21 protein-coding genes are annotated in these 23,661 nt (G+C 46.4%); 15 read left to right on the top strand and 6 right to left on the bottom strand.

Annotated elements, in window-relative coordinates:
* The first annotated feature begins 43 nt into the window (after positions 1-43).
* Genes trkA through KHN78_RS07820 form a run of 3 tightly spaced genes read left to right on the top strand, consistent with a single transcriptional unit; the run spans position 44 to position 3,515 of the window.
* The gene (gene trkA, locus KHN78_RS07830; protein ID WP_211915696.1) at positions 44-1,420 is read left to right on the top strand and encodes a Trk system potassium transporter TrkA; all 1,377 of its coding nucleotides are present in this window, start codon (positions 44-46) and stop codon (positions 1,418-1,420) included.
* Positions 1,421-1,429: 9 nt separating this feature from the next.
* A complete protein-coding gene (locus KHN78_RS07825) occupies positions 1,430-2,875 on the top strand; it encodes a TrkH family potassium uptake protein (RefSeq protein ID WP_211915695.1) in 1,446 nt (481 codons plus the stop codon).
* 25 nt (positions 2,876-2,900) lie between these two features.
* Positions 2,901-3,515 carry a DUF3157 family protein gene (locus KHN78_RS07820; RefSeq protein WP_211915694.1) on the top strand — a complete coding sequence of 205 codons (615 nt, stop codon included), beginning with the start codon at positions 2,901-2,903 and terminating at the stop codon, positions 3,513-3,515.
* A 44-nt stretch (positions 3,516-3,559) separates the two neighbouring features.
* Here the strand turns inward: KHN78_RS07820 and trhA are convergent, their stop codons facing one another.
* Positions 3,560-4,213 carry a PAQR family membrane homeostasis protein TrhA gene (trhA, locus tag KHN78_RS07815; protein WP_128812168.1) on the bottom strand — a complete coding sequence of 218 codons (654 nt, stop codon included), beginning with the start codon at positions 4,211-4,213 and terminating at the stop codon, positions 3,560-3,562.
* 72 nt (positions 4,214-4,285) lie between these two features.
* The gene (locus KHN78_RS07810) at positions 4,286-5,092 is read right to left on the bottom strand and encodes a sporulation protein (protein ID WP_211915693.1); all 807 of its coding nucleotides are present in this window, start codon (positions 5,090-5,092) and stop codon (positions 4,286-4,288) included.
* A gap of 297 nt (positions 5,093-5,389) precedes the next feature.
* Here KHN78_RS07810 and KHN78_RS07805 point away from each other — a divergent pair, with 297 nt between their 5' ends.
* From KHN78_RS07805 to KHN78_RS07785, 5 genes are all read left to right on the top strand, one after another.
* Positions 5,390-5,557: a hypothetical protein gene (locus tag KHN78_RS07805; RefSeq protein ID WP_128812170.1), complete on the top strand. Its 168-nt coding sequence runs from the start codon at positions 5,390-5,392 to the stop codon at positions 5,555-5,557.
* 123 nt (positions 5,558-5,680) lie between these two features.
* Positions 5,681-5,947 (top strand): YihD family protein, encoded by a 267-nt coding sequence (locus tag KHN78_RS07800; RefSeq protein WP_128812172.1) that lies wholly within the window; start codon positions 5,681-5,683, stop codon positions 5,945-5,947.
* Positions 5,948-6,394: 447 nt separating this feature from the next.
* Positions 6,395-7,816: a cytochrome c oxidase accessory protein CcoG gene (ccoG, locus tag KHN78_RS07795; protein WP_211915692.1), complete on the top strand. Its 1,422-nt coding sequence runs from the start codon at positions 6,395-6,397 to the stop codon at positions 7,814-7,816.
* A 54-nt stretch (positions 7,817-7,870) separates the two neighbouring features.
* A complete protein-coding gene (locus KHN78_RS07790; protein ID WP_211916524.1) occupies positions 7,871-8,857 on the top strand; it encodes a serine/threonine protein kinase in 987 nt (328 codons plus the stop codon).
* A gap of 34 nt (positions 8,858-8,891) precedes the next feature.
* Entirely contained in the window at positions 8,892-9,494 is a 603-nt protein-coding gene (locus KHN78_RS07785; RefSeq protein ID WP_211915691.1) for a thiol:disulfide interchange protein DsbA/DsbL, read from the top strand.
* Between the two features lie 42 nt (positions 9,495-9,536).
* Here the strand turns inward: KHN78_RS07785 and KHN78_RS07780 are convergent, their stop codons facing one another.
* The gene (locus KHN78_RS07780) at positions 9,537-10,415 is read right to left on the bottom strand and encodes an acyltransferase (protein WP_211915690.1); all 879 of its coding nucleotides are present in this window, start codon (positions 10,413-10,415) and stop codon (positions 9,537-9,539) included.
* Positions 10,416-10,580: 165 nt separating this feature from the next.
* Here KHN78_RS07780 and KHN78_RS07775 point away from each other — a divergent pair, with 165 nt between their 5' ends.
* Positions 10,581-11,537 (top strand): DUF2860 domain-containing protein, encoded by a 957-nt coding sequence (locus KHN78_RS07775; RefSeq protein ID WP_211915689.1) that lies wholly within the window; start codon positions 10,581-10,583, stop codon positions 11,535-11,537.
* 46 nt (positions 11,538-11,583) lie between these two features.
* Here the strand turns inward: KHN78_RS07775 and KHN78_RS07770 are convergent, their stop codons facing one another.
* A complete protein-coding gene (locus tag KHN78_RS07770) occupies positions 11,584-13,107 on the bottom strand; it encodes a YifB family Mg chelatase-like AAA ATPase (RefSeq protein ID WP_211915688.1) in 1,524 nt (507 codons plus the stop codon).
* A gap of 478 nt (positions 13,108-13,585) precedes the next feature.
* On the opposite strand from KHN78_RS07770, the gene ilvG reads away from it, so the two are divergent.
* From ilvG to ilvA, 5 genes are read left to right on the top strand one after another with little or no spacing between them, the layout of a single operon-like run.
* Entirely contained in the window at positions 13,586-15,232 is a 1,647-nt protein-coding gene (ilvG, locus tag KHN78_RS07765; RefSeq protein WP_211915687.1) for an acetolactate synthase 2 catalytic subunit, read from the top strand.
* A gap of 11 nt (positions 15,233-15,243) precedes the next feature.
* A complete protein-coding gene (gene ilvM, locus KHN78_RS07760; RefSeq protein WP_005440786.1) occupies positions 15,244-15,528 on the top strand; it encodes an acetolactate synthase 2 small subunit in 285 nt (94 codons plus the stop codon).
* A gap of 12 nt (positions 15,529-15,540) precedes the next feature.
* Entirely contained in the window at positions 15,541-16,479 is a 939-nt protein-coding gene (ilvE, locus tag KHN78_RS07755; RefSeq protein WP_009708024.1) for a branched-chain-amino-acid transaminase, read from the top strand.
* Positions 16,480-16,492: 13 nt separating this feature from the next.
* Positions 16,493-18,334, top strand: a complete 1,842-nt coding sequence (gene ilvD / locus KHN78_RS07750) for a dihydroxy-acid dehydratase (protein WP_045371932.1) — start codon at positions 16,493-16,495, stop codon at positions 18,332-18,334.
* Between the two features lie 3 nt (positions 18,335-18,337).
* Complete coding sequence (gene ilvA / locus KHN78_RS07745) at positions 18,338-19,885, top strand: threonine ammonia-lyase, biosynthetic (RefSeq protein ID WP_211915686.1); 1,548 nt, start codon at positions 18,338-18,340, stop codon at positions 19,883-19,885.
* Between the two features lie 58 nt (positions 19,886-19,943).
* On the opposite strand, the gene punR is transcribed toward ilvA, so the two are convergent.
* A complete protein-coding gene (gene punR, locus KHN78_RS07740) occupies positions 19,944-20,846 on the bottom strand; it encodes a DNA-binding transcriptional activator PunR (protein ID WP_211915685.1) in 903 nt (300 codons plus the stop codon).
* 154 nt (positions 20,847-21,000) lie between these two features.
* Between punR and punC the strand changes: the two genes are divergently transcribed.
* Entirely contained in the window at positions 21,001-22,206 is a 1,206-nt protein-coding gene (punC, locus tag KHN78_RS07735) for a purine nucleoside transporter PunC (RefSeq protein ID WP_211915684.1), read from the top strand.
* Positions 22,207-22,290: 84 nt separating this feature from the next.
* Here the strand turns inward: punC and glmU are convergent, their stop codons facing one another.
* On the bottom strand, positions 22,291-23,652 hold the full coding sequence (gene glmU, locus KHN78_RS07730; protein WP_211915683.1) for a bifunctional UDP-N-acetylglucosamine diphosphorylase/glucosamine-1-phosphate N-acetyltransferase GlmU: 1,362 nt from the start codon (positions 23,650-23,652) through the stop codon (positions 22,291-22,293).
* Positions 23,653-23,661 lie beyond the last annotated feature (9 nt).

The raw sequence follows: 23,661 nt of genomic DNA, 5'->3' as shown, positions 1-23,661 counted from the left end.
TGAAGTGAATTCAATCGCCTTTTTCAGATAACGAGTAAAGAGTATGAAGATCATTATTCTTGGTGCTGGTCAGGTTGGCGGCACACTGGCGGAAAACCTAGTTGGTGAGAACAACGACATCACCATCGTCGACAAAAATGGCGACCGACTGCGTGAGTTACAAGACAAATACGACCTACGAGTGGTTAACGGTCACGCCAGTCATCCAGACGTACTGCATGAAGCGGGTGCACAAGACGCCGATATGCTTGTCGCAGTAACCAACACCGATGAGACCAACATGGCAGCCTGTCAGGTTGCGTTCACTCTGTTCAATACCCCAAACCGTGTTGCACGTATTCGTTCTCCAGAGTATCTGGCAGAAAAAGAAGCCCTATTTAAGTCTGGTGCTATTCCTGTCGACCACCTTATCGCACCAGAAGAGCTAGTAACGAGCTACATTGAGCGCCTCATCCAATACCCAGGCGCACTGCAAGTGGTTAGCTTTGCCGAGCAGAAAGTCAGCCTAGTCGCCGTGAAAGCCTACTATGGTGGCCCATTGGTTGGTAACGCACTGTCTGCACTACGTGAGCACATGCCGCACATTGATACCCGTGTTGCTGCAATCTTCCGTCAGGGTCGTCCTATTCGTCCGCAAGGCACCACCATCATTGAAGCCGATGATGAAGTGTTCTTCGTGGCTGCAAGTAACCATATTCGCTCGGTGATGAGTGAGCTTCAGCGCCTCGAGAAACCTTACCGCCGCATCATGATTGTTGGTGGTGGTAACATCGGTGCAAGCTTGGCGAAACGCCTTGAACAAAGCTACAGCGTAAAGTTGATTGAACGCAACTACCAACGTGCAGAACAGTTATCAGAGCAACTAGAAAACACCATCGTCTTCTGTGGTGATGCGGCGGATCAAGAACTGCTTACCGAAGAAAACATCGACCAAGTAGATGTGTTCATCGCGTTAACTAACGAAGATGAAACCAATATCATGTCGGCGATGTTGGCGAAGCGCATGGGTGCGAAGAAAGTAATGGTACTTATCCAGCGTGGCGCTTATGTCGACCTTGTACAAGGCGGCGTGATTGATGTGGCGATATCTCCTCAACAAGCAACCATCTCTGCACTACTGACGCACGTTCGTCGTGCAGACATTGTTAACGTATCTTCTCTACGCCGCGGCGCAGCAGAAGCCATCGAGGCCGTTGCGCACGGTGACGAAACCACATCCAAAGTGGTGGGTCGCGCGATTGGCGATATCAAACTCCCACCAGGAACCACCATTGGTGCTATCGTTCGTGGCGAAGAAGTTCTTATCGCACACGACCGTACTGTCATCGAACAAGATGACCACGTAGTGATGTTCCTGGTCGACAAAAAATACGTACCAGACGTCGAAGCGCTGTTCCAGCCAAGTCCATTCTTCCTTTAGGATTTTCCTATGGTCAACTTACGTCCCGTACTGTTTGTTATCGGGCTGGTTTTATCCAAACTGGCCCTTTTTATGTACGTGCCGACTTTGGTCGCGTTTTTCACGGGTACAGGCGGATTCCTTGATTTCGCCCAAGCCGTTGTTATAACTCACCTTGCCGCATTTATCTGTTTAACCATTGGCCGAACCGCCAATTTCAAACTCAGCGTACGCGATATGTTCCTCATCACCAGTTTGGTGTGGACCATCGCCAGTGCCTTTGCTGCACTCCCGTTTATTTTTATTAACCACATCAGCTTTACCGATGCCTACTTCGAAACCATGTCAGGCTTAACGACAACGGGTTCTACGGTATTAAGTGGCCTAGATGATATGGCTCCAAGTATCTTGCTATGGCGCTCTATCTTGCAATGGCTAGGGGGCATAGGCTTTATCGTTATGGCCGTCGCCATCCTGCCAATGCTCAATGTCGGTGGTATGAAACTGTTCCAAACTGAATCGTCTGACTGGTCAGATAAAAGTAGCCCAAGAGCGAAGACGGTCGCTAAAAATATCGTATTGGTGTACTTGATGCTGACAGGCTTATGTATTGTGGGTTACTTGCTGACGGGTATGAACCTGTTCGAAGCCATTAACCATGCGTTTACGACCTTATCAACCGGCGGTTACTCCACATCAGACAGTTCAATGAATAACTTCTCTCACGGAGCCCATTGGGTCGCAACCGTATTCATGTTCTTAGGTGGCTTACCTTTCCTGCTCTTCGTCGCCGCTTTACGCAAACGCAGCCTAGATGCTTTATTGAAAGATGCACAGGTTCGCGGGTTTGGTTATCTGTTCTTGTTTTCAAGCCTAGTAGTTGCCGCTTGGTTGGTCATTCATAACGGCTATACTGTTCTTGATGCACTGCGCATCTCTATGTTCAACGTTGTGTCTGTCGTAACAACAACGGGGTTTGGTCTTGATGACTTTACCGCTTGGGGCGCATTACCTGCGACGCTATTTGCATTTTTGCTAATGGCTGGCGCGTGTTCTGGCTCCACATCTGGAGGCATTAAAATCTTCCGCTTCCAGATTGCAATGACCCTATTAAACAAGCAAATAATGAAGCTCATTCACCCATCAGGCATTTTTGTCCAACGCTACAACCAACGACCAGTGAATGATGACATCGTGCGTTCTGTCGTCGCATTCGGTTTAATGTTCTTTATCACTATCATCTTTATCGCAGGGTGTTTGAGTGCGCTTGGCCTAGACCCTGTGACCAGTATTTCTGGCTCCATTACCGCAGTAGCAAACGTCGGGCCGGGGATGGGCACTAGGATTGGCCCTACTGGAAACTTTGCCTCATTGCCAGACACCGCCAAGTGGCTACTCAGCTTTGGTATGTTGATGGGCCGTCTGGAAATTTTGACTATTCTTGTTCTGTTCTTCCCTGCATTTTGGCGCCGATAAGCAGACTTAAATAAAAGGTATAACAATGAAAACATGGATCACTCTGGCGACTCTACTTGCCGCCTCATCCGCTTACGCCGCAGAAGTGGTGAAATTAGCGGATGGTCGTGAAGTAAAATTGAACGATGACTTCACGTGGGAGTACGTTGTAAAGAAAGCAACACCAGAAACCACATTAGAGAAAGCAGAAGCGGTTGAAGCAGCGGCGGTTGCTGCATCAACAACAGCCGTAGAAGCTGTAACGGCTCCAGAAATGACGACTATTCCAGTCGTTAATAAGAAAGTGGGCACCACCGTTGTCGTGAACGCGAAAAAGCCAACCATGCAGTTGTCTGACTCTGGAGTGGATGTGCTGATTGGTTCCGCTGGCTATGACGATGGTGAGTTGGTACTACCAACCTCAATCACCAACCAAAGCTCTCAATCGGTAATTCAGGTGGAAGTGGAAGTACAAGTGTTCGATATGTCTGGCAAGCTGTTGGTGAAAGATAACATCACCGTTTGGCAATCCATCAAACGCATGGCGGATACTTACCTACGTCCACAACAAGCAGAGCAAGGCAAAGCCATCAAACTCGCGGTGCCACAATCGCAGCAATACCAATTATCTGCCGAAGTTATAGAAGTGAAAACACGCTAATAGTTCACCATTTCTTTGTCGAGTTTATCCATTTGATTTCATCGTTAGATAGGCTCGACAAAGTAGTAAATGGCGAAGAAGTGACACACACAACCCGCCAAGACAAAGCCATGCCAAATCGCGTGATTAAATGGAATCCGTTTAGCAACGTAGAAAATCACCCCAACCGAATACACCAATCCACCGACTGCTAATAGCGTCAAACCACCAATATCTAAATGAACAGCAAGTTGATAGATTACAATCAGCGACAACCACCCCATCACTAAATACGTCATCAGTGACAACTTCTTAAATCGATAGACAAACGCGACTTTCATAATGATGCCGATTAGCGCGATGGTCCAAATCACCATCATCAACCCAATGGCCAATGGAGTACGCAGACTCACCAATAAAAACGGCGTGTAACTGCCCGCAATCAAAAGATAAATGGCGCAATGGTCGAAAGTTTTTAGCCAACGTTTGGCCTGTGGATGAGGGATCGCATGATATAACGTAGAGGCCATAAACAGGACAATGATGCTAGAGCCATAAATTGCCATACTGGTCATAGTGAGAGTATCGGCTTGGTGATCGGCCGCTTTTATTAAAAGCAGTATCAAACCGACGATACCAAAGATCATCCCTATCCCGTGAGTGATCGAATTGGCCAGCTCTTCGCCCTGACTGTATTGAGCTTTCTGTGGTTCTGACATGAACACGCCTATACTAGAGTTTTGAATATTCACTCTAGTATGGCATATTAAGCGTACACGTGTAAGCCAAAATTAAGACTCTTGAACTGCTGTCGTTTGTTCGAGGTAATTCAACACTATTGGGCCGACGTTATCCAAATTAGTATTCACAGGAATGCTCAACTCTCGTTTGAGTTTTCCACTTCCTAATAAACTTGCCAACATGCCACTTACGCCACTTCGGGTACGATTAACTTCAAACCAGAGCTTTAGGTTTTGCTCATCGCGGTGCGCGACAAATTCTAGTTCACGCCACACTCCATGATATGGCCCATCGATTGGTACCATCTCAAACTCTTGCACAAAAGGTAAGTCGAAGCCTTTTACTTCTTCACATTCAACCTGACGAATACGTAACCCCTGAGATTCTAAAGCCGACAAAATGGCATCCATAAGTGGATCGGGTCTAACGGTAAGCGTGTCTTTGTCAGTCGGGTCAAGAGCCATGACAACGTCCAAGCCGGTTTCTAACCACACTTTGGCATCACCGATAGTGACAGGGGTATTCCACGGTACATCAAGTTTGACTTCAAACGTTCGGTCTTCCCCAGGATGAATAGTAAACGCATAGGGAAGACTCCACTTCGCCAATACATACGTTTGTGGAATACGACGCATAGGATTTGCTTCGCGAGCGCCCCGATCATCGGGAGCTTCTGCAATATAACGACAACACAGCTTGAGATCGATATTATCAATCACTTGTTCTGTTGAGCCACCATACACGTGAATAGAAACGTCCATATTCTGACCGGGATAAAGCACGTCTTGGTTCAGGATAGAGTCCACCTTGGCACTGCCGATCCCAAAACTTGCAAGTGTCTTCTTCAAAAATGACATATGCACCTCCTTTGTCGAGATCTCATACTACTACTGCTGATCATGGGATCAAAATAGATTTTTTGCCTCAATTATCTCTATAAAACCACAAAATCCATAGAATTCAACTGTTCAACTATCGACCAATTATTGGCGTAGTGCTAACCTATACTCGGTATGCATGCATATCATTATTCCTGATTCGTTATTTGGATTGGCGAAAGCCAGAAGAGCCACCCTTCAAGCAGTTGAAGCTCAACTCATAATGTTTCAGGCCATTAAATTGGCAATGGAAATGCCTGACTGTTAGGTAAAAGAATGCGCCCAACAACCGTCAGGTTCGCACAAACAAATCGTAGTGCAATGCGCCGTCGCAGTGGTTTTACTTCTGCGTTTAAGGCGAAACAAGTTGCGCCAACAATGACTCTGGTTGAGAAGACAGCGATTGTGCCAAGTGTTCCAAACAAAGTTATTAAAGCAGCTTAATTAAAAAGCGCGGTCTATTGCCGCGCTTTTTTCTTTCCTCATACTCTTTTCTTATTTGGTCTTCGCCGAGCAATTTGATACCTTTAATAACAAATAACACCTATAAAGATTGTGGAGAAAGAAATGAAGTGTCATCGAATTGAAGAGTTGCTTGAGCTAATTGAGCCTGAGTGGCATAAAGACCAAGAAATGAACCTATTACAGTTCATTGTTAAACTGGCAAATGAAGCAGGTTACACAGGAAAACTGGAAGATCTTACGGACGATGTACTGATCTATCACCTGAAAATGCGCAACAGCGACAAAGATGAAATGATCCCTGGTCTGAAAAAAGACCAAGAAGATGACTTTAAAACCGCAATCTTACGTGCGCGCGGCATCATCGAATAATCGTATCAACAACGAACTCTTTTCTAAGCGACTCAATTGAGTCGCTTTTTTGTCACTCATCAATCAGTAACACCAATCACAATCAATAACTGTTCAGAATTCGCGCAGAAAAACACTTGAGAATAAGGCTAACAGTTTCGAGAAATCGTTATTTTGCAGTCAAAATTTTAAACAGCGTTAAGCAAGCAACAATAACCCGTTATTGTCGACAATTGGCATACGTTAACTTACCTAACTTTTGTTGTTAAACGTTGACTGCGTTAAAGAAACGCAATTGTTATTGAATGTATAATCGCCGTTCATCAGTTATTGCTAAAATAATTCCGTTCATCTATCAAACTTATAGTCAAACATGAGTAGGAAAATGAGCAGTACAGCAATGTTCTCGAGTGACATCACTAGAAATGTCGCCGTACAGTACAAACGTGCCGAAAGAAGGATGTGTGCATGAGTCAGGATAAAATCGATATCAAAGATGTGACTCCCAAAACGTTTAACCCCAAGACCCACAAAGGAAAAGGGGATCGCTTTAACCCAAGCAACCAAATCTATGTGCGAGAGAGTAAAGGCACCTATCAAAAACTACGCCGTTATGGTGGCTGGTTTTTACTACTGTTATTTGCTTTGGTTCCATGGATTCCATATGGTGAGCGCCAAGCCATTTTGCTAGACATCGGTAACCAACAGTTCAATTTCTTTGGCACAACGCTATACCCACAAGACCTCACCCTGCTTGCTCTGTTATTTGTGATAGCAGCATTTGGCTTATTCTTTATTACCACTTTCCTAGGTCGAGTTTGGTGTGGCTATCTTTGTCCACAAACGGTCTGGACTTTCATATACATCTGGTTTGAAGAAAAACTGGAAGGTAGCGCCAACAAGCGCCGCAAACAAGACGCCAACAAAATGACCGCCAATTTAGCGATGCGAAAAACCGTTAAACACATCGCTTGGTTTGCCATTGCGCTCGCCACTGGTTTTACCTTTGTTGGCTATTTTGTTCCGATGAAACAGTTAGTGATCGACTTCTTCACTTTTAATGCTGAGTTTTGGCCAGTCTTTTGGGTGATGTTCTTTGCCATTTGCACTTACGGCAACGCTGGATGGATGCGCTCGATCATGTGTATTCATATGTGCCCTTATGCGCGTTTCCAATCTGCGATGTTCGATAAAGACACATTTATTGTTGGCTATGACACAAACCGCGGAGAGCAACGTGGACCTCGTTCTCGCAAAGCCGATCCAAAACAACTCGGCTTAGGAGACTGTATCGACTGTGATTTGTGTGTTCAGGTTTGCCCGACAGGCATCGATATCCGCGATGGTCTCCAGTATGAGTGTATCAACTGTGGTGCATGTATTGATGCGTGTGACAAAACCATGGAACGAATGGGGTATGAAAAAGGCCTCATCAACTACACCACCGAGCATCGCCTATCCGGTAAAAGCACCAAGATCATGCGTCCAAAATTACTTGGCTATGGTGCGGTATTGCTGGTGATGATTGGTTTGTTCTTCTTACAAGTTGCTTCTGTTGACCCAGCTGGCATGAGCGTACTGCGAGATCGCAACCAACTGTTCAGAGTCAACAACTCTGGAGAAGTAGAGAATACCTACACCCTCAAGGTCATCAACAAAACTCAGCAAGTGCAAGAGTACACCTTGAATGTGGAAGGTTTGAATGATGCGAGTTGGTACGGAAAACAAACTATCTATGTAGAGCCTGGTGAAGTTCTCAATTTACCAATGAGCCTTGGCGTCGATCCTGACAAGCTAAACTCTGCGATTACAACAATTCAGTTTATACTCACGGATAAGAGCAATGAATTCACTATCGAAGTAGAGAGCCGTTTTATCAAACAGTTATAGATTCGACTTCGACAATCAATGGAAAAAGGCTCAGCAATGAGCCTTTTTATTTATATGTCCCAAGGTACCTTTAACTTCGACGCTCTGACTCCAGACTTCATGTGGTACGCGCTGGAAAGTATCGGCATCCGAGCAGAGTCAGGCTTTTTGCCTCTCAATAGTTACGAGAACCGTGTTTATCAGTTTACCGATGAAGAGCGTCAACGCTATGTGGTCAAGTTCTACCGACCAGAGCGTTGGAGCTATGAGCAAATTCAAGAAGAACACGATTTCACGCTTGAACTGATCGAGAATGAAATTCCTGTCGCACCACCCGTTCGCATCAATGAGCAAACTCTGCATCACTATCAAGGTTACAGCTTTGCTTTATTTGAGAGCGTTGGTGGTCGTCAGTTTGAAGTCGATAACCTAGACCAACTAGAGGGCGTAGGCCGCTTTCTTGGTCGTATTCATAAGGTCGGTAGCCGACAAGCATTCCAACACCGTCCAACGATTAGCTTGCAAGAGTACCTCTACCAGCCAAAAGAGATTCTGCAAAACGCCAACATGATCCCAATGCATTTGGAAAACAGCTTCTTCAATGATTTAGATATGTTGATCAAATCCATTGAGAGTCACTGGCAAAGCAGCTTTGACACAATTCGGCTGCACGGCGACTGTCATCCAGGCAACATTTTATGGCGTGATGGTCCGATGTTTGTCGATTTAGATGACTCGCGTAACGGCCCTGCGGTACAAGATTTGTGGATGCTACTCAGTGGTGAGCGTCAAGATAAATTGATGCAACTCGATATCCTATTGGAGGGGTATCAAGAGTTTTGCGATTTTAACTCAGCAGAACTGAAACTAATTGAGCCTCTTCGCGGTCTACGAATGGTCCACTATATGGCATGGCTAACAAAACGTTGGCATGACCCGGCATTTCCGCTCGCTTTTCCATGGTTCAATGAGCCAAAATACTGGGAAGGTCAGGTCCTGGCATTTAAAGAACAGATTGCCAACTTAGAAGAAGCACCCTTGTCTTTAATGCCTCAATGGTAAGTCAGACCGAACAATTCAAAATGGAGATAATTAAATGAAAAAGCTGTTCGCACTGTTTTCTATGCTAATGCTGAGCCTATCGGCACATGCAGCGCAATTCAAAGAAGGTGAACATTACAAAGTATTGGATTTAGAGGCATCGAAAAAGCCGGTAGTCACCGAGTTCTTCTCTTTCTACTGCCCACACTGCCATACCTTTGAACCTATCATTCAACAGTTAAAGCAGCAACTACCTGAGGGCGTGAAGCTACAAAAAAACCATGTGTCATTTATGGGTGGCAACATGGGGCCATCAATGAGCAAAGCTTATGCCACTATGGTTGCTCTTAAGATTGAAGACAAGATGGTGCCAGTAATGTTTAACCGCATTCAAAACATGCGTAAAGCACCACGTGATGATGCAGAGCTTCGCCAAATCTTCATAGACGAAGGTGTGGATGAGAAGAAATTTGATGCTGCATTTAAAGGCTTCGCGGTAGATTCAATGGTTCGCCGCATGGACAAGCAATTTGAAAACAGCGGTCTAACAGGCGTTCCAGCCGTCATCGTTAACAACAAATACCTTGTTCAAGCACAGGGCATCAAGTCGATGGACGAATACTTCGCACTAGTAAACTACTTATTGACACTGAAGTAACTTAGACAAACATAAAAATGGGGAGCACTATGCTCCCCATTTTTATTTGTGAATCTCTTGAAGTAATTGATCTTTTTCTTGCCACACGTCCCCCAACCACTTCTGAAACTGACGCTTATATGGCTTGTCATTAAAGTAATCGCCCAATACGCGTTCATCGACAGGTAACACATTAACGCGCACAACGATTTTCGTCATGCGGCCCATCAATACATCCTTAAATGGTTGCCCCCTATTCTCTGGATAGGCCAATGTCACATCAATGATGCTCTCAAACTGATCCCCCATCGCGGCCAATGTATAAGCGATCCCACCCGATTTTGGCGCCAATAAATGTTGATAGCTAGCACGGCTTCGATTCTGTTTTTCTAGCGTGAAACGCGTGCCCTCGACGTAATTTACAACCGTGGTTGGAGTATGCTTAAACTTGGCACATGAGCGACGTGTTGTTTGCAAATCCTGCCCACGCTTGCCAGGATTACGAAGCAAATACTCACGAGAATAACGACGCATAAATGGCATATCGAGCGCCCAGCAAGCTAAACCAATAAACGGCACATACAACAATTGCTGCTTGAGGAAAAACTTTGGCATCGGAATGCGATCTTTAAACACGCAACACAGTACAACAATATCGGTCCAACTAAGATGATTACTGATCAACAAATACCAACCATCTTTTTTTAAATGCTCTCCGCCTTGAACATCCCATTCAATCCGATTCGAGAGCGAAAGAATGCCGGCATTAATGGTTGCCCATACCCACATAACTTTGTTGGCTAACTCTGTCCCTTTGGCTTTAAGCTTCGGCGTAGGTAGCAAAAGCTTAAAAATGGCAAGGATACAAATTGTGATAGAACATACTGCAGAATTAATAATCACAAAAGAAACGTTAAAAATAAGTAACAAATATGCCAACATGGTACCCAATCAGTAATTCGCGCGCATGGACAATAAAACAGCGTGTAATTATACGAATCCGCTGACACATTGGAATATGTGTAAGAATGGTCAGATTTGTTTTCATGATAAAAAAGTGAACTCATGCTCAAAAAGCTCTTCATTCGACATACAAGGAGAAAGCGAATGAAATCAAGGTTAGCCATAATCCCATTGGCTTTCATCGTCAGCTCGGTGCAGGCTCAACTTGCAGAAACCGCGGGGTTTAGTGGTGAAATTTCCTTAAACGCAGGTTTTATCTCATCAAACTCTCATTTTAATACTGACAACAACAGCACCATTAACTCACTCAACGATAATGCCGAAAGTGACCGTTCTTTTATCGCGGCTCCTCTTGGCAACGCCGCGTATACTTGGGGCTCCAAACTGAACCAACAAGTCTATGTCGGTACCACCCGTTCAGACATCGCCATTGGTACATTAGCATTCCAACTTGGCTACAAATATCAGCTCAACTCAGGAACCGTTCTCGACTTTTCTTACTTACCCACCATCTTAGAAGGGGAAACTTGGCAAAACCCTTACCTCACGAATCAGACAAGAAAGACCACTGATGAAGGTGGTAATGCATTTCGTTTCCAAATCAACCGTTTATTGAGTGACAACTTTAATCTTGATTTAGCTTACGCTGATAAAGACGTAGAGAAAGATACCGTGACCGATTCATCTCTACTGCGTGACGCCAAGATTTACCACATTAAAGGTGATTACCGAATTCCACTCAGTCGCACATCTATGCTGCAACCAGCGTTGACTTATGTCTATCAAGATGCGGATGGTAAAGCTGAATCTTTCGACTCTTACCGATTAGAATTAAGTTGGTTCCAGTTTGTTAATCGCCATCGTATTGCGGTGACGGCAGGCTACACACTAAAAAATTACGAAGCAGCCAGCGTTACATTTGATAAAACTCGTGATGACGGAAAACTCAGCTTGTTCACCGCCTACGAATACAAGAATGTGTTCGATTGGCAAGATTGGTCACTCATATCTCTGGCAGGTTACGGAAACAACGATTCCAATATCACTTTCTACGATGAAAAAGAATACCTATTGTCTGTTGGTTTAAACTATACATTCTAAGTACTTTTATCGCAGTGAGAGCTTTCGCTCACTGCGATTTCTCTTGTTACACAGCTTGTGCCGTCAGTTGTTTAAGCAATCGGTCCATCGCACGGTAACCTAACGCTTCAGCTAAATGAGATCGCTCAATTTGTTCTGAACCTTCAAGATCCGCGATCGTTCGAGCCACTTTAATAATGCGGTGATAAGCACGAATCGAGAGTCCAAGTCGATGAAGTGCATTCTCTAAAAACTCTGCATCGTTTTTTTGCAAAGGGCAAAAGGCTTCTATCTCGCGGCTTCCTAGCAACGCATTCACCTTACCACTGCGATTAAGCATACACTCCCTAGCTTGATTCACTCGCTCTTTTACAACTGCCGTTGGTTCACCTCTATCCCCACCCTCTGCAAGCGTCCCTTTCGGAAGAGCCGGTATCTCTAAAGACATATCAAAACGGTCAAGCAGCGGGCCAGATAAACGACTAAGATAACGCAAAATTGCCTGAGGATTGGTCCGTGCTTGATTACCCTCATAATACCCTGTAGGGCTTGGATTGAGTGCCCCAATCAATTGAAAACGAGCAGGAAAACGTGTCTTACCTTGCGCTCGAGAAATAATGATTTCGCCTGACTCTAACGGTTCTCGCAAAGAATCGAGCACCTTGCGATCAAATTCGGGCATTTCATCTAAGAACAGTAATCCGTTGTGTGCCAAAGAAATCTCTCCAGGTCGAGGGACAGATCCTCCACCAACCAACGCAGCCATTGAACTTGAATGATGAGGACTACGCAGCGGCCGTGTTTTCCAATTGTGCTCGTTGATTTCACTTTGAGTCAGTGAAGCTACGGACGCGGTCTCCATCGCTTCTTCGTCAGTCATTTCGGGCAATAAATCACACAGTCGCGAAGCCAGCATGGTTTTACCTGTACCAGGTGGGCCAAGAAAAAGCAGGTTATGGTTTCCTGCTGCCGCAATTTCTAATGCCCGCTTTCCCTGTTGTTGACCAATAATATCTTGCAAATCTCGGCCATGACATTCCACGACATGACGCTTAGACGTTTGGTGTAATTCAAGACGGTGTTGACCGCAAAGTTCTGCGCAAACTTCAAGTAACGACTGGGCCGATTTGTGTTGTTCTTTCCCAACTAAAGCCGCTTGATCGCCGTTGTCATGAGGTACCACTAAATGACGCTGACTTTTATTTGCGGCAAGAGCCGCCGGAAGAACGCCTTTTACTGGTCTCAAGCCACCAGAAAGCGCAAGTTCACCAACAAATTCGTAGTTTTTGAGGGTATTTGTCGAAATTTGCTCTGAAGCAGCCAAAATACCCAAGGCGATAGGTAAGTCAAACCTCCCTCCCTCTTTAGGCAAGTCAGCAGGCGCTAGATTGACCGTAATTCTCTTAGCAGGAAACTGAAAGTTCGAGTTAATAATAGCGCTACGGACCCTATCTTTAGATTCCTTAACGGTTGTCTCAGGTAACCCGACTAGCGTAAATCCGGGCATTCCATTACTAATGTGAACCTCCACGCTTACTGAAGGCGCTTGCACTCCCACACTTGCCCGACTATGAATGATCGCCAGCCCCATAATTCCCTCATTTCCCTGTACGTTATACAACCAGATGTTTTCTATATAGATATGTTATATACCGTGTCCAGATGGTGACGAAATGTGAAAAAAGAATGACTTTTTGCTTGTCATGCAGCAGATTTGTGTGTTACCACTAGTGACGCAAACAATTTCGTAGAACATTACACAATAAAATTTAACGAAAGAAAGAACGACAGACAGATGAACTCATTCGCTCACACCAACTCACTGCTAGCCCTGATTATCGTGGTCATTATTGGCACCGCGCGGGGTATTGTGGGCGAAAGATAACCACACAATAAAAAAAACCCCCGCACTGAAAAGTCCGGGGGTTTTTTTACAACTCGGTTTTTTACAACCATAGGTTGTCATCTGTCTAACCATCGGACAGCTTAACGGGAAGAATGGGAGTGCACATGAAGTGCGAAACACATGGCGATAGCTACGAGCCACAACGTAGCAAAGGAGGTTTACGATGACAGGAGCACAACTTGTCGTAGCCGCTTTAAGACAGCAAGGCATCAAGACCATATTTGGCTATCCTGGTGGAGCCATCATGCCAATATACGATGCATTGTATGACGGTGGTGTAGAACACATCTTATGCCGTCATGAGCAAGGAGCCGCAATGGCCGCCATCGGAATGGCTCGTTCGACACAAGACGTTGCCGTTTGTATGGCCACTTCCGGACCAGGGGCCACCAACCTTGTTACTGGCCTTGCCGACGCCTTCCTCGATTCCGTTCCTCTCGTCGCCATCACAGGTCAGGTTGCTAGCTCTCATATCGGTACCGACGCGTTCCAAGAAATGGATGTGATCGGAATGTCTCTAGCCTGCACCAAACACAGTTATCTAGTGACCGAGATTGAAGACCTTGCCCCAACGCTAGCCGAAGCGTTCGAAGTAGCCAAAACGGGTCGTCCTGGTCCAGTGATTGTCGATATCGCCAAAGACGTTCAGCTTGCTCAAGCACCAACCGAATTACTGCCTCCTTTTGTTCCACCAGCCGCTCCATTAGCGAGTGACGCCGATATTCAGCGAGCTCAAGAAGTACTATCCGCTTCAACTCGTCCGGTTTTATACGTCGGTGGTGGTGTACAAATTGCCAAAGCGACAGACTCAGTACGCGAGTTTCTACGCTTAAACCCAATGCCTGCGGTAAGCACACTAAAAGGTTTGGGTACCATTGAACGACACGACCCACACTATCTTGGCATGTTGGGTATGCACGGCACCAAGGCTGCCAACCTAGTAGTTCAAGAGTGTGACCTTTTAATCGTGGTTGGGGCACGTTTTGATGACCGCGTGACCGGTAAGCTCGACACGTTTGCGCCAAACGCGAAAGTCATTCATATCGACATCGATGCGGCTGAAATCCATAAGCTTCGCCACGCCAATGCACCTCTTCGTGGTGAGATCAGCAAGATTCTTCCTCAATTAGAGCTAACTCAAGATATCACTCCTTGGGTACATCACAGTGAAAGCCTGCGTAGCGGATTCAAATGGCGTTACGACCATCCGGGCGAGTTGATCTACGCTCCGCTGCTACTTAAACAGTTGTCAGACATGATGCCGGATAGCTCTATTGTGTCGACCGACGTAGGTCAGCATCAAATGTGGGCAGCACAACACATCCAACCGCGCGATCCACAAAACTTCATCACTTCTGCTGGCCTTGGCACTATGGGCTTTGGCTTGCCAGCGGCGATGGGCGCTGCAGTCGCACGTCCTGATGATCAGTCTATCCTTATTACAGGTGACGGTTCATTTATGATGAACGTGCAGGAATTGGGCACGCTGAAGCGTCGTCAGATTCCAGTGAAGATTGTCCTTCTTAATAACCAACGTCTTGGCATGGTTCGCCAATGGCAGTCATTGTTCTTTGACGGCCGCCACAGCGAAACCATTCTTGATGACAACCCAGACTTCGTGATGCTTGCCAAAGCGTTCGATATCCCGGGCAAAACCATCACCAAGAAAGAAGAAGTCGAACCGGCTCTCAAAGAGATGCTAGAAAGTAAGACTTCTTACATGCTTCACGTTTTAATCGACGAAGAAGAGAACGTGTGGCCACTTGTACCACCTGGTGCATCAAACAGTGATATGTTGGAAAACACTTAGGAGACAATCGCATGGACAGATATTTACTCGACATCAAAGCCGACGATAAACCGGTATTGTTGGAGCGCGTTCTTCGTGTGATTCGTCACCGAGGCTTTGTGATCAAACAAGTCGCGGCTACCCAAAACCACGAAAGCAAAGTAGCTAGCGTAGAGATCATCGTCGACAGCGATCGACCTATCTCGTTTTTGGTCAATCAAATTGAGAAGTTGTGGGACATTCGCACCGTTGAGGTACTGAAGATCCGCAATGATGAACTCCCAAATCACAACTTACAACAACACGTGAGTGCATAAGGAAGGCAATAAATGGCAACGAAAACTGCAGATTTCATTTGGTTTAATGGCGAGATGGTTCCGTGGGCAGAGGCGAACGTTCACGTTCTGACTCACGCAATGCACTACGGCACCTCTGTATTTGAAGGCGTACGCTGCTACAACACGCCAAAAGGACCAATTGTCTTCCGTCACCGTGAGCATGCACAACGTTTAAAAGACTCTGCCAAGATTTACCGCTTCCCGATTCCATACACAGTGGAAGAAATCATGGAAGCAACACGCGAAACACTGCGCCAGAACAAACTCGACAGCGCTTACATTCGTCCATTGGGTTTTGTCGGTAATGTTGGCTTGGGCGTGTGCCCACCTGTTGGTACTGAGATGGACCTTATCATTGCCGCATTCCCTTGGGGCTCTTACCTAGGTGAAGAAGCGCTAGAAGCTGGCGTTGATGCCATGATCTCGAGCTGGAATCGTGCAGCACCAAACACCATCCCAACTGCAGCTAAAGCGGGTGGTAACTACCTATCTTCGCTACTAGTCGGTGGTGAAGCTCGTCGTCACGGCTATGACGAAGGTATCGCTCTGAGCGTAGATGGTTACCTATCGGAAGGCGCCGGTGAAAACATCTTTGTTATCAAAGACGGCGTGATCACTACACCACCAGCAACTAGTGCGATTCTTCCGGGCATCACTCGTGATTCGATCATGACTATTGCACGCGATAAAGGCTATGAAGTGCGTGAAGCGAACATCGCTCGTGAGGCGCTTTACCTTGCCGATGAAGTCTTTATGACGGGAACCGCAGCGGAAGTTGTGCCAGTGGCAACCATCGACAAAATTGAAGTGGGCACCGGAAAACGCGGCCCAATCACTAAAGAACTGCAAGCGGCCTACTTTGGCCTTTTTAACGGCACCACGGAAGATAAGTGGGGCTGGTTAGACTATGTGTATCCAGAACAGAAGTAAGAAGGATTAGGAAATGCCAAAATATAGATCAGCTACCACCACACATGGTCGTAACATGGCGGGTGCTCGCGCACTGTGGCGTGCAACAGGCGTAAAAGATGAAGACTTCGGTAAGCCAATCATCGCTGTCGTAAACTCGTTTACTCAATTTGTTCCGGGTCACGTACACCTAAAAGACATGGGTCAGCTTGTAGCACGTGAAATCGAAAAAGCCGGCGGCATCGCTAAAGAATTCAATACCATCGCGGTTGATGATGGTATCGCAATGGGTCACGGCGGTATGCTGTACTCACTGCCATCTCGTGAACTGATCGCTGACTCTGTGGAGTACATGGTCAACGCACACTGTGCTGATGCGATGGTGTGTATCTCTAACTGTGACAAAATCACTCCGGGAATGTTGATGGCATCTATGCGTCTTAACATCCCTGTTATCTTTGTCTCTGGTGGCCCGATGGAAGCGGGTAAAACCAAGCTTTCTGATCAGATCATCAAGCTAGACCTTGTTGATGCAATGATCCAAGGCGCGGATCCAAAAGTGTCAGATGAGCAAAGCGAGCAGATCGAACGCAGCGCATGTCCGACGTGTGGATCGTGTTCAGGCATGTTCACAGCAAACTCAATGAACTGTCTAACAGAAGCGCTCGGTCTTTCTCAACCTGGCAACGGCTCTATGCTGGCAACGCACGCAGACCGTGAACAACTGTTCCTTAATGCAGGTCGTCGTATCGTTGAACTGACTCGTCGTTACTACGAACAAGATGACGAATCTGCACTGCCACGCAACATCGCTACGTTTGATGCCTTCGAAAACGCCATGGCACTGGACATCGCAATGGGCGGCTCGACCAACACCATTCTGCACCTACTGGCAGCGGCGCAAGAAGGCGAAGTGGATTTCGATATGGAAGATATCGATCGCCTATCTCGCCAAGTACCACACCTATGTAAAGTGGCACCATCTACTCAGAAGTATCACATGGAAGACGTGCACCGCGCTGGTGGCGTAATGGCGATTCTTGGTGAGTTAGACCGTGCGGGTCTACTACACAACCAAGCTCGTACCGTACTTGGCCTTTCGATGAAAGAGCAGTTGGCGAAATACGACATCATTCAAACCGAAGACGAAGACGTACTTAAGTTCTTCCGAGCTGGCCCTGCTGGCATTCGTACCACTCAAGCGTTCTCACAAGACTGTCGCTGGGATCGCCTTGATGACGACCGTGCAGAAGGTTGTATTCGTACCAAAGAAAACGCCTTTAGCCAAGAAGGTGGCCTAGCCGTTCTATCAGGCAACATCGCACTGGATGGCTGTATCGTTAAGACAGCAGGCGTTGATGAGAGCATCCATAAGTTCACAGGCCCTGCCGTAGTATTTGAAAGCCAAGAAGACGCCGTAGAAGGCATCTTGGGTGGCAAAGTCAAAGCCGGCGATGTGGTTGTTATCCGCTATGAAGGCCCTAAAGGTGGTCCGGGCATGCAAGAAATGCTTTACCCAACCACTTACCTAAAATCAATGGGTCTTGGTAAAGAGTGTGCTCTTCTAACTGACGGCCGTTTCTCTGGCGGTACATCTGGTCTGTCTATCGGCCACGCTTCTCCAGAAGCCGCAAACGGCGGTGCCATTGGTTTGGTTAAACAAGGTGATATGATCGCGATTGATATTCCAAACCGTTCAATCTCACTTCAAGTGTCTGAACAAGAACTTGCTGAGCGCCGTGCAAAACAAGACGAGTTAGGCTGGAAGCCTGTTGACCGTCAACGTGAAGTTTCATTTGCACTCAAAGCGTACGCAAGTATGGCGACCAGTGCTGACAAAGGTGCGGTACGAGACAAGTCGAAGCTAGAGGGTTAGCTTATGACCGATTCTCTATTTTCAGGGCAAGAGCCTCAAACTGGCGCAGACTATCTGCGCCAAATCCTCCGAGCGCCTGTGTACGAAGTCGCAACGGTGACACCACTACAAGATATGCCTCGCCTTACTGAGCGTATCGGTAATCATGTGCAAATCAAACGTGAAGATCGCCAACCTGTGCACTCATTCAAGCTGCGTGGCGCATACAACATGGTGGCAAGTTTATCTGAGGCACAAAAAGCCGCGGGCGTCATTGCTGCATCCGCGGGCAACCACGCACAAGGCATGGCACTTTCAGGCACTAAGCTTGGTATCACAACCACCATCGTTATGCCTAAGACCACACCAGACATTAAAGTCGATGCAGTACGCAGTTTTGGTGGCAATGTGGTGCTCCACGGCAGCAACTTTGATGAAGCAAAAGCCGAAGCCGAACGTCTTTCAGAGCAGCATGGTTACACCTTTGTTCCGCCATTCGACCACCCATTGGTGATTGCGGGTCAAGGCACCATCGGCATGGAAATGCTGCAGCAAAATGGTCACCTTGATTACATCTTCGTTCCTGTCGGTGGTGGTGGTTTAGCCGCTGGCGTGGCAGTACTGGTGAAACAATTAATGCCAGAAATCAAAGTGATTGCCGTCGAGCCAGAAGATTCTTCATGCCTTAAAGCTGCTTTGGATGCGGGTGAGCCAGTGGTACTTGATCAAGTCAGCATGTTTGCCGATGGCGTCGCAGTAAAGCGCATTGGTGAAGAGACATTCCGCTTGTGTCAGAAGTACATTGATGGCCACATCGCGGTCTCCAGTGACGAAATCTGCGCCGCGGTAAAAGACATCTTTGAAGACACTCGCGCCATTGCTGAGCCGTCTGGCGCACTTGCTCTGGCGGGTTTGAAGAAGTTTGCTGAACAGCACAAGTTGAAAGGTAAGAGTCTAGGTACCGTACTGTCTGGCGCAAACACTAACTTCCATGGTTTGCGTTATGTTTCCGAGCGCTGTGAACTGGGTGAGAAACGCGAGGGACTGCTTGCTGTCACCATCCCAGAGCGTCAAGGTGCATTCTTTGAGTTCTGTAACTTGATTGGCGGTCGTGCTGTGACGGAGTTTAACTATCGTTATAACGACGACGCACTCGCGAATATTTTTGTCGGTGTGCGTTTGCAAGGTGGACAGGAAGAGCTCGAAAACATTATTCATGACTTACGAGATGGTGGCTACCCTGTCGTTGATCTTTCAGATGACGAAATGGCGAAGCTGCACATACGTTATATGATCGGAGGAAAACCATCTAAACCACTCAAAGAGCGCCTCTACAGCTTTGAATTTCCTGAATACCCTGGTGCGCTACTCAAATTCCTAAGCACACTTGGCACCCATTGGAATATCAGTTTATTCAATTATCGCAACCATGGCGCAGACTACGGTCGTGTTTTGTGTGGTTTTGAGCTAGATGAGAGCGACTTAGCGCAGTTTTCTACGCATTTACGAGAACTTGGCTACCAATGTAAAGACGAAACAGATAACCCATCGTACAAGTTCTTTTTGTCTTAACTCCCATGTGTCTTAACGATATTGAAGCAGCCATCTTCAACCGAAGATGGCTGTTTTATTAATACTGTAACCAATCTTGATGCAACTGGTTTGGAGCACCTAGATAGTCCACCATCCACTGTATTAGCTTATGGTTATCGTCTTTTCGCCAGACTAAGCAACACTGACTAATCGGCTTATCGTCCGGCAATACTTTTTCCACCAGCACTCCATCATTGATCAATGGCATGGCGATATGACGTGGCATGTACCCGACCCCGACACCATTCTTTAAGCATTCAATCGCACTATACCAATTTGGTAGTAACAAACGACGTTGTTTAGGGCAATGCCCAGTATGGCGTTTTGGCAGCACATTCGAGGTGTCATCTAGGCATATCGCCGGAAATTGACTTACAAACTCTTCCGTTAGCACTTGTTGACGCACACAGGGATGCGCGGGTGCCATAACGAATGCCCAATCTAGCACGCCCATGTCTTTAACTTCAAAATCTCCACCAACCGGAATCGCTGAGGTGGCTCCGACGACAATATCGGCACGTCCCTGAGCTATCGCTTCCCAAGATCCATTGAACACTTCCATATTGATTTGCAGCTCTGCGAACTCGAACTCTCGATAGAAGTCTTCAACTAAAGGCTTTAGCCTATCGAGCTTAACCACATTGTCGAGAGTGAGCTTAAGCGTTGACTGCCAACCTTGAGCTGCACGGCGAGTTTGTGCTTTAACTTCAGCCATTTGCCTTAGCAATAACCGAGCCTCTTCAATGAATAACTCTCCAGCTGGGGTCAATTCTACTTTCCTTGGTAAGCGCCGAAATAGCACGACATCCAGCTCTTGCTCCACTTGCCGCACACCATAACTGATTGCTGATGGCACCTTATGCAACACCTCAGCTGCGGCAGTAAAACTGCCTAAACGAGCAACGGTATCGAGCATTTCCAATGAAGATTTAGAGAACATGAACATCAAGCCTTCAAAAATTTTGATTGATAACTAACAATTTTAGCGTTTTATTTTCTTGAAATCGAAAAATAGAATGGCGAGGTAAATATATCGGTGTGAGTGACAACTCATACTGAACAAAAAATGATTAAATAATTTGATTGGTTGAATCATGAAAATATCAAAACTCCAGCTTATCTACCTTGCTGCCCTATCCATGCTCGGCTTTATTGCGACCGACATGTACTTACCTGCATTCAAAGCGATGGAAGTCGACTTTGCGACAGGACCAGAACAAATCGCACTATCATTGACCGTATTTCTTATTGGTATGGCTTTTGGTCAGTTGATGTGGGGTTTAGCTTCAGACAAGTTTGGACACCGTAATACACTAGCAGCAGGCTTAGTAGTCTTTACCATTGCATCATTTGGTTTAGCATTTAGCGATCAAGTATGGCAACTATTGGCATTGCGCTTTATTCAAGCGATCGGCGTATGTGCTCCAGCAGTGATCTGGCAAGCGATGGTGATAAAGCGTCACTCGAGTAATAGTCAGCAAATTTTTGCGACCATTATGCCATTAGTGGCTTTATCACCAGCGTTGGCCCCTCAACTCGGTGTCTTGCTGGCAGATAATTTTGGCTGGCACAGTATCTTCGTCGCACTGACTTTCATGGGTGTTTTGCTAGTGACAGCAACCATGCTACAAAAAGATGAAGCCGTAGAAGTAAAACAAACCAGTGTGTCTGCTGATATCAAGGCGCTGCTCAGCTCTAAAACATACTTAGGTAACGTATTCATGTTTGCGACAGCTTCTGCAGCATTCTTTGCTTACCTAACAGGCATGCCAGAAATCATGTCACAACTCGGTTACGAAGCGAAAGACATTGGGTTGAGCTTTATTCCACAAACTATCGCTTTCATGGCTGGTGGCTACTTCGGTAAAGTTGGTGTACGCAAGTTTGGGGATGAGAAAGTACTGCGTCAGTTAATTGGTCTATTCAGCGTCGCTGCGTTACTGATTTTCATCGCATCACAATGGGAATTAACTTCCATCTGGCCAATCCTAGCGCCATTTTGCTTAATCGCTGTAGCAAATGGTGCGATGTACCCAATTGTAGTAAACCGCGCGTTAGCAAGCGCACAGCAAAGCCCAGCAACAGCCGCTGGTCTGCAAAATAGCCTGCAAATTACCGTGAGCAGCCTATCTAGCGCATTGGTTGCTTCAATGGCAAGCCAAGCTCAAATGGTGACAGGTGTTGCTATTGTAATCTGTATGGGAGGGATGTGGATGGGTTACATCCTGTCTAACCGCGATCTGTCTAAGCATTTCACTACTCCAGACAACGCACGAGTGGTTAGAGAAGAAGAGCTCTGATCAATAACAACCCGCATTAGATACAACAAAGCCGCTCATGATGAGCGGCTTTGTTTTTTATTGCTCAAAGAAAGCAACTCAGGCTTACTTTTGTTTTACTGGGCGTTGCCAACCCGCAATTTTTCGCTCTTTCACACGAGTAATCACGAGTTCATTTTCAGCCACATCTTTAGTCAACGTGGTACCTGCACCAATCGTTGCTCCATCAGCAATCGTCACTGGCGCAACAAGCTGGCTATCTGAACCAACAAAAACGTCGTTACCAATAACGGTCTTGAACTTGTTCGCACCGTCGTAGTTACAAGTGATGGTACCAGCACCAATGTTAGTACGTTGACCAATCTCAGCATCACCTAGGTAAGTCAGGTGGTTTGCTTTAGAGCCTTCACCAATACGTGCGTTTTTCACTTCTACGAAATTACCCACGTGAGAGTCATTACGCATCTCTGCGCCAGGACGTAGGCGTGTGAATGGACCAACTGTACATTCTTCACCAACTGTTGCGCCTTCAATTACGCTGTATGGGCGAACGATGGTGTTATCGTCGATTTCACAATCTTTGAGAACACATCCAGTACCGATCACGACGTTATCACCGAGTGATACCGTTCCCTCGATGATAACATTCACATCGATCTCACAGTCCATGCCACATTGCAGTTCACCACGTAGATCAAAACGTGCAGGATCACGGAGCATCACGCCCTGCTCTAAAAGTTTCTGGGCTTGCATTGACTGGAATGCTCGCTCCAAACGAGCCAGTTGAGCACGGTCGTTTACACCCTCAACTTCAATTGCATTAACAGGATGTACCGCTTCAACGGCACGACCTTCGTCGTGCGCAGCCGCAATCACGTCGGTTAAATAGTATTCGCCTTGAGCGTTTTGGTTGTTTAAGCCAGACAACCAACGCTTCAGATCACCACCGGTCGCAACCATAACGCCAGTGTTGATCTCTTTAATCATTTTTTGTTCTTCGGTCGCGTCTTTTTGTTCTACGATCGCAACCACCGGACCATTTTTACGAACAATACGGCCATAGCCGGTTGGGTTATCAAGCACAACCGTAAGCAATGCAATACCGCCTGTAGGCTGAGCATCAAGCAAGCTTTCAATGGTTTCTTCTGAAATCAGCGGAACATCACCATAAAGAACGAGGATTTTCTCATCATCTTCAAAATGAGGTGATGCTTGATCAACTGCATGACCAGTACCTAGCTGCTCCGCTTGCAATATCCAATTCACTGGCTCTTCCGCTAGCGTCGTCTTCATTTGGTCGCCACCATGCCCATAGACCAAATGAATATTCTGAGCACCTAAACCACTGCAAGTGTCGATAACGTGTTTCGCCATCGGCTTGCCAGCCAAGGTATGGAGCACCTTTGGCTTATTAGAGTACATGCGAGTCCCTTTGCCCGCAGCGAGGATAACCGCGCTAAATTTCATAACTTACCT

It is taken from the genome of Vibrio sp. B1REV9 (genome assembly GCF_905175395.2).
Lineage (GTDB): Bacteria > Pseudomonadota > Gammaproteobacteria > Enterobacterales > Vibrionaceae > Vibrio > Vibrio alfacsensis.
Note: the sequence above shows the minus strand (reverse complement) of the source record. Positions and strands in the feature narration are given on the sequence as shown.